Source organism: Pseudonocardia kujensis (assembly GCF_021283305.1).
Taxonomy (GTDB): domain Bacteria; phylum Actinomycetota; class Actinomycetes; order Mycobacteriales; family Pseudonocardiaceae; genus Pseudonocardia; species Pseudonocardia kujensis.
Genome location: NZ_JAJSOK010000002.1, coordinates 280,529 through 288,062 on the forward strand (window position 1 = coordinate 280,529; position 7,534 = coordinate 288,062).

Genomic DNA, 7,534 nt, shown 5'->3' on the forward strand with positions numbered 1-7,534 from the left:
GGCGTGGTCCGGTCCTCGGCCGTGTCGGCCTCGGCCGGCGCCGCGGCGCCGTCGGCGGGCAGCGGGGGGGCGTCCGGGCTGTCCGTGACCACGCGCCCCTCGTCCTTGGCGCCCGGCGGCGTCGCCGGCTCTTCGTTCTCGCTCACGAGGTGGAGCACTCCTCGTCGGTCGGCGTGCAGGACAACGGCGTCATCGGGTGGGCCGGCCTCAGCCGGTCACCTCGGGGGCGTCCGCATCGTCCTCCGCGTTGCGCGCGACCGCCAGCAGCGTGGCGTTCTCGCCGAGGTTCATGAGGCGGACCCCCTTCGTCTGCCGGCCGGCCTTCCGCACCTCGCGAGCCGAGGTCCGGATGACGCCGCCGGTCGACGTGATCGCGTACAGCTCGTCGTCGATCCCGACGATGAGTGCGCCGACCAGCGTGCCACGGCGGCGGTCGTACTGGAGGGTCAACACTCCCTTGCCGCCGCGCCCCTGGACCGGGTAGTCCTCGATCGGGGTGCGCTTCGCGTACCCGCCCGCGGTGGCGACCAGGACGAAGCGGTCCGGCTGGACGACGCCGATCGACAGCAGCCGGTCCCCGTCGTTGAAGCGCATGCCCAGCACGCCGGACGTGGCCCGGCCCATCGGGCGCAGCACCTCGTCGCTGGCGGTGAACCGGATCGACTGGCCCTCGGCGGAGACGAGCAGCAGGTCGTCGTCCGCGGCGCAGAGCACCGCGCCGATCAGCTCGTCCTCGTCGCGCAGGTTGATGCCGATCAGGCCGCCGGAGCGGTTGGAGTCGAAGTCCTCGAGGCGGGACTTCTTCACCAGGCCGTTCCGCGTCGCGAGGACGAGGTACGGCGAGGCCTGGTAGTCCTTGATCTGCATGACCTGGGCGATGTGCTCGTCCGGCTGGAAGGCCAGCAGGTTGGCGACGTGCTGGCCGCGGGCGTTGCGGTTCGCCTCGGGCAGCTCGTAGGCCTTGAGCCGGTACACGCGGCCCTTGTTCGTGAAGAACAGGATCCAGTCGTGCGTGGAGCACACGAAGAAGTGGGCGACGATGTCGTCCTGCTTCAGCGTTGCGCCCTGCACGCCCTTGCCGCCGCGCTTCTGCGCCCGGTACAGGTCCGTCTTGGTGCGCTTCGCGTAGCCGGTCTCGGTGATCGTGACGACCACGTCCTCGACGGCGATGAGGTCCTCGTTGGTGACGTCGCCGTCGTCGGCGACGAGGCGGGTGCGCCGCTCGTCGCCGTGCTTGTCGACGATCTCCATGAGCTCGTCGCGGACGATCTGCCGCTGCCGCTCGGGCCGGGCCAGGATGTCCTCGTAGTCGGCGATCTCGAGCTCGATCTCGGCCAGCTCGTCGACGATCTTCTGCCGCTCCAGGGCCGCCAGGCGGCGCAGCTGCATGTCCAGGATCGCCTGTGCCTGGATCTCGTCGACCTCGAGCAGGTCGATGAGGCCCTGCCGCGCGACGTCGACCGTCTCCGACGCCCGGATCAGCGCGATGACCTCGTCGAGCGCGTCGAGCGCCTTGACCAGACCACGCAGGATGTGGGCCCGCTCCTCGGCCTTGCGCAGCCGGTACCGGGTGCGCCGGACGATGACCTCGATCTGGTGCCGGATGTAGTTCCGGACGACCTGGTCCAGCCGCAGCGTGCGGGGCACGCCGTCGACGATCGCCAGCATGTTGACGCCGAAGCTGTACTGCAGCTGGCTGTGCTTGTAGAGGTTGTTCAGCACGACCTTGGCCACGGCGTCGCGCTTCAGCGTGAAGACGATCCGCATGCCGACGCGGTCGGACGACTCGTCGTTGATCTCGGAGATCCCGGTGAGCTTGCCGTCCCGGATCATCGAGGCGATCGACTCGACGAGGTTGTCCGGGTTGACCTGGTACGGCAGCTCGGTGACGACGAGGGTGGTGCGCCCCTTGGCGTCCTCCTCGACCTCGACGACCGCGCGCATCCGGACCGAGCCGCGGCCCGTGCGGTAGGCGGACTCGATGCCGTCCCGCCCCACGATCAGGCCCGCGGTCGGGAAGTCCGGGCCCTTGATCCGCGCCATGAGCGCGTCGAGGAGCTCCTCGTCCGACGCCTCGTGGTTGTCCAGCGCCCAGACGACGCCCTCCCCGACCTCGCGCAGGTTGTGCGGGGGGATGTTCGTGGCCATGCCGACGGCGATGCCGACGGAGCCGTTGATCAGCAGGTTGGGCACCCGCGACGGCAGGACGACGGGCTCCTGCGTCTTGCCGTCGTAGTTGTCGATCAGGTCGACGGTGTCCTCGTTGATGTCCTGCAACATCGCGAGGGCGAGCGGCGAGAGGCGGCACTCCGTGTACCGCATGGCCGCCGCGGGGTCGTTGCCCCGGGAGCCGAAGTTGCCCTGCCCGTCGATCAGCGGGTAGCGCATCGACCACGGCTGCGCGAGCCGGACCAGCGCGTCGTAGATCGCCGAGTCGCCGTGCGGGTGGTAGTTACCCATCACCTCGCCGACGACGCGGGCGCACTTGACGAAGGAGCGGTCCGGCCGGAAGCCGTTCTCCCCCATCGAGTAGAGGACGCGCCGGTGCACCGGCTTGAGGCCGTCCTCGACGAGCGGCAGCGCGCGCCCGACGATCACGCTCATCGCGTAGTCGATGTACGAGCGCTGCATCTCGTGCTGGATGTCGACCGGCTCGATCCGGTCGCCACCGCCGGCCCCGCCGTTCGCGGGCCCGCCCGGTGGGAGCGTGGGGTCCAGGGTGTCGGTCATCGTCCTTCTCTCACGTGCGATCCATACGTACGTCTATGACACTCGTGTGATCTAGACGTCCAGGAAGCGCACGTCCTTCGCGTTGCGGGTGATGAAGGAACGCCGCGACTCCACGTCCTCGCCCATCAGGACGGAGAACAGCTCGTCCGCCGTGGCGGCGTCGTCGAGGGTGACGCGGGAGAGCATCCGGTGCGCCGGGTCCATCGTGGTCTCCCAGAGCTCCTTGGCGTTCATCTCGCCGAGGCCCTTGTAGCGCTGCACGCCCTCGTCCTTGGGCAGCTTCTTGCCGGCCTCGCGACCGGCCGCGATCAGCCCGTCGCGCTCCGCGTCGGAGTACGCGAACTCCGGCTCCGAACCCCGGCCGGACCACTTGATCTTGTAGAGCGGCGGGTTCGCCAGGAAGACGTGGCCGGCCTCGACCAGCGGGCGCATGAAGCGGAACAGCAGCGTGAGCAGCAGCGTGCGGATGTGCTGGCCGTCGACGTCCGCGTCGGCCATCAGCACGATCTTGTGGTACCGGAGCTTCGCGAGGTCGAACTCCTCGTGGATGCCGGTGCCCAGCGCCGTGATGATCGACTGGACCTCGGTGTTCTTGAGGACGCGGTCGATCCGGGCCTTCTCGACGTTGATGATCTTGCCGCGGATCGGCAGGATCGCCTGGTACATCGAGTCCCGGCCGGACTTGGCCGAGCCGCCCGCGGAGTCGCCCTCCACGATGTAGACCTCGGACTTCGTCGGGTCCGTGGAGCGGCAGTCCGCAAGCTTGCCCGGCAGCCCGCCGATGTCGCCCGCGCTCTTGCGCCGGACCAGCTCGCGGGCCTTGCGGGCCGCCAGCCGGGCCTGCGCCGAGGACACCGCCTTGTTCACGATGATCTTGGCCTCGGCCGGGTTGCGCTCGAACCAGTCCGAGAGCCACTCGTTGCTGATCTTCTGCACGAACGACTTGACCTCGGTGTTGCCGAGCTTGGTCTTGGTCTGGCCCTCGAACTGCGGCTCGGCGACCTTGACCGACACGATCGCGGCGAGGCCCTCGCGGATGTCGTCCCCGGACAGGGCCGGGTCCTTCTCCTTGAGCAGCTTCTTGTCGCGCGCGTACCGGTTGACGGTCGTGGTCAACGCGGAGCGGAAGCCCTCCTCGTGGGTGCCGCCCTCGTGCGTGTTGATCGTGTTCGCGAACGTGTAGACGGACTCGGAGTAGCCCGAGTTCCACTGCATCGCGACCTCGACCTGGTGCCCGGGGCCCTCGCCGGTGTAGCCGATGACCTTCCGGTGGATCGGGTCCTTGCTCTTGTTGAGGTGCGCGACGAAGTCCTCGAGACCGCCCGGGTAGTGGAAGGTCTGCTCCTTGACCTTGGCCACGAAGCCCTCGGCGTCGGGCTCCTCGGCCTCCTCCCCGTCGCCGTTGCGCTCGTCGCGCAGGACGATGGTGAGCCCCTTGTTGAGGAACGCCATCTCCTGCAGCCGGCGCTGGATGGTCTCGAGGTTGTAGGTCGTGGTCTCGAAGATCGTCGGGTCGGCCCAGAAGGTGATCGACGTGCCCGTGCGCTTCGTGGCCTCGCCCTTGTGCAGGACGCCGGGCACCGAGTGGTCGTAGCGCTGGGTCCAGACGTGTCCGTCGACGTTGATCTCGACGTCCAGCCGGCTCGACAGCGCGTTCACGACCGAGACGCCGACGCCGTGCAGACCGCCGGACACCGCGTAGGACTTGCCGTCGAACTTGCCGCCGGCGTGCAGCACGGTGAGCACGACCTCGACGGCCGGCTTCTTCTCCACCGGGTGCATGTCGACCGGGATGCCGCGGCCGTCGTCCACCACCCGGACGCCGCCGTCGGCGGTCAGGGTCACCTCGACCCGCGTCGCGTACCCGGCCATCGCCTCGTCGACCGCGTTGTCCACGACCTCCCAGATGAGGTGGTGCAGACCGCGCTCGCCGGTGGAGCCGATGTACATGCCGGGGCGCTTGCGGACGGCCTCCAGGCCCTCGAGGACCGTGATCGACGACGCGCTGTAGCCGCTCTTCTTCTCCGCCACGGGCTGTTGGTCTCCTCGCCACGAGAGCCGGCCCGGGGACACGCGGGACGCGCGCCGGTACCGGCGAGGACCGGGCGGATACGGGGGCCCGCTCGGCACTACTGATGATTCTACCGGTCCGGCCCGACAGGAATGCGGCTAGGACACGTCCAGAATCGTCACAGCGGCACGATCGTGAGCCGAATCGGGTCCGGACCGCGGAAACGGGGGTCGAACGGCGCTCCTGCGGCGTCATGTGGCGCTGAGCGGCCCCCTGGCGGACGCGAACGGTCGTCCCCGTCCCGGGAACCGCCGGGACGGTCGACCGGCATCTGCTCCCCGTCCTCGTGAGCTCGTGCGACGTTCGTGCTGGTCGCAGCGGTGCGTCGGGAGAGGATCAGCCGTACGTGTCCCGACAGTCGGGGGCTCCGCCCCCCGACGACCCCCGGACGGCCGTCCCGGTGCGACAGCCCGGCAGTGTCAGCCGTACGTGTCCCGACAGTCGGGGCTCCGCCCCCGACGACCCCCGGAGGGCCGTCCCGGTGCGACAGCCCGGCAGTGTCAGCCGTACGTGTCCCGGGGGCCCCGGCCGCGGACGTGGCGGGGGCCGTGCCGCCAGCTCGGCCCGCTCGGACCGACGACGCGGATCCGGCGCACGACGTCCGGCCCCACCGCGCCGGCGAGTCGCTGCAGCAGCTGACGCTGCAGAGTGCGCAGCTGCGTGGCCCAGGCCGTCGACTCGGCCTGCAGGGTCAGTTCGCCGTCGCGCAGCGAGACCGGCGTGCAGTGGTCGGCGATGTCCGGTCCGACCAGCGTGGGCCAGCGCCCCAGCACCGTCGCGTCGGTCAGCCGCGAGGACCAGCCGCGGTCCATCGCCACCCGCGACACCACCCGGCCGAACGGCTGCGGGTCCCGGTTGTCCGGCCCGGGGCCCGACCAGCGCCGCCGGCGCCCCCGGCCGTAGCCCTTCGGGCGCACGCCGCGCTGCTCGGCCTGGCGCTCCTGCCGCTTCTGGGCGTTGGCCTCCCGCGCGGCGGCGAGCGCGTCCCGGGCGAGGTCGGACCCGCGCCGCCCGGCGTCGCCGACCGGCTCCGCTCCGTCACGACGAGCGGTACGAGCGGTCTCGTCCCCAGGGGTGTGGACAGGGTTGTGGGCTACCGCGCGGTCCGACGGTCGATCGGCCGCGGCGGGCGGTGCGTTGTGACTGGAGTCACGAGAGGAGCGGGAGTTATCCACAGTATCCACAACCTTGTCCCCAGGAGCGCCCGTCCGGGGAGCGCTCGACGCCTTCCGTTCCGTCGCACGTCAGGTGGTGTTCGGTGATCGTGTGTCCGGTTCGACCCGGACCGCCGATCCACCGCCCACCGCATAACGCGTCCCCAACAGCTCCGCCGGGACGTCCTCCTCGACCGCCGCCGTGACGACGACCTGCTCCGCTTCTGCGGCGACCGCGGACAACGCGCGCCGCCGCTGTACGTCCAGCTCGGCGAACACGTCGTCCAGGATGAGGACGGGCTCGACGTCGTCGGCCTTGAGCAGGCGGTAGGAGGCGAGCCGCAGGGCGAGCGCGATCGCCCAGGACTCGCCGTGGCTCGCGTAGCCCTTGGCCGGGCCCTCCCCGAGGTTGAGCAGCAGGTCGTCGCGGTGCGGACCGACCAGGCACACGCCGCGCTCGATCTCCTGGCGGCGGACCTGGGCCAGCTCGTCGAGCAGGAGCGCCTCCAGCTCTGCGGAGGCGGAGCCTGCCGAGCCTGCGGAGCCGACCGTCGACGCCGTGGTCCCCGGCAGCTCGCCCGGGACCGAGCACCGGTAGGCCAGCGTCAGCGGGTCCGACGACGGCGCCACCTCGGCGAAGGCCTTCTCGGCGTGCGGGGCGAGGCCCTCGACCAGCTCGAGCCGGCCGGCGAGCAGTGCGGCCCCGTGCCGGGCGAGGTGACCGTCCCACACCTCGAGGGTGGAGAGGTCGGCGTGCCGGTTCCGCGCGGTCTTGAGCAGCGCGGACCGCTGCCGCAGCACCCGCTCGTAGTCGCTGCGCACCCCCGCGTAGCGCGGGTAGCGGGCCACGAGCAGCTCGTCGAGGAACCGCCGGCGTTCGCCCGGGTCGCCGCGGACCAGGGCGAGGTCCTCCGGCGCGAACAGGACGCTGCGCAGGATGCCGAGGATCTCGCGCGGGCGCGCCACCGGCGCGCGGTTGACCCGCGCCCGGTTGGCCTTGCCGGCGGTGATCTCCAGCTCGACGTTCAGCTCGCGGCCCTGGTGGACGACCTGGCCGCGGACGATGGCGCGCTGGGCGCCGCGCCGGATCAACGGCGCGTCCGTGGCGACCCGGTGCGAGCCGAGCGTGGCCAGGTACCCGATGGCCTCGACGAGGTTGGTCTTGCCGACGCCGTTCGACCCGACCAGGACCGTGACGCCTGGTTCCAGGAGGAGCTCCGCGCGTTCCCAGGAGCGGAAGTCCTCGACGGCGAGCCGACGGAGATGCACCTCGTAGGTCTACCTCAGCCGTGGGTGGAGCCGGTGCCCGAGCTGGGTCCCGCGACGTCGCCGGGCGCGCCGGCCGGGCCGGCGGCCTTCTTCACCGCGTGCCCGCCGAACTGGTTGCGCAGCGCCGCGACCGCCTTCATCGCCGGCGAGGAGTCCTGGCGGGAGGCGAAGCGCGCGAACAGAGCCGCGGAGATCACCGGCAGCGGGACGGCGTGCTGGATGGCCTCCTCGATCGTCCACCGGCCCTCGCCGGAGTCGTCGACGTAGCCCTCGAGCCCGGCCAGGTGCGGGTCCTCGCGCAGCGCGTTGA

General features: G+C 71.1%; 4 protein-coding genes and 1 pseudogene. All 5 read right to left on the minus strand.

Going from position 1 to position 7,534, the window contains the following annotated elements; genetic code table 11:
* Positions 1-207: 207 nt before the first annotated feature.
* Positions 208-2,730, minus strand: coding sequence for a DNA gyrase subunit A (gene gyrA / locus LWC35_RS03000; protein WP_232868300.1), 2,523 nt, complete (start codon positions 2,728-2,730; stop codon positions 208-210).
* Positions 2,731-2,781: 51 nt separating this feature from the next.
* Entirely contained in the window at positions 2,782-4,761 is a 1,980-nt protein-coding gene (gene gyrB, locus LWC35_RS03005) for a DNA topoisomerase (ATP-hydrolyzing) subunit B (protein WP_232868301.1), read from the minus strand.
* Positions 4,762-5,301: 540 nt separating this feature from the next.
* Positions 5,302-5,985, minus strand: coding sequence for a DciA family protein (locus LWC35_RS03010; protein WP_232868302.1), 684 nt, complete (start codon positions 5,983-5,985; stop codon positions 5,302-5,304).
* Between the two features lie 60 nt (positions 5,986-6,045).
* Positions 6,046-7,224: a DNA replication/repair protein RecF gene (recF, locus tag LWC35_RS03015; protein ID WP_232868303.1), complete on the minus strand. Its 1,179-nt coding sequence runs from the start codon at positions 7,222-7,224 to the stop codon at positions 6,046-6,048.
* Positions 7,225-7,238: 14 nt separating this feature from the next.
* Positions 7,239-7,534: pseudogene (locus LWC35_RS03020) on the minus strand (6-phosphogluconate dehydrogenase); the annotation flags it as partial.

What these genes read in the sequence shown, in the direction of transcription:
- gyrA (WP_232868300.1), bottom strand. Translation starts at nt 2,730, where the DNA reads ATGACCGACACCCTGGACCCCACGCTCCCACCGGGCGGGCCCGCGAAC.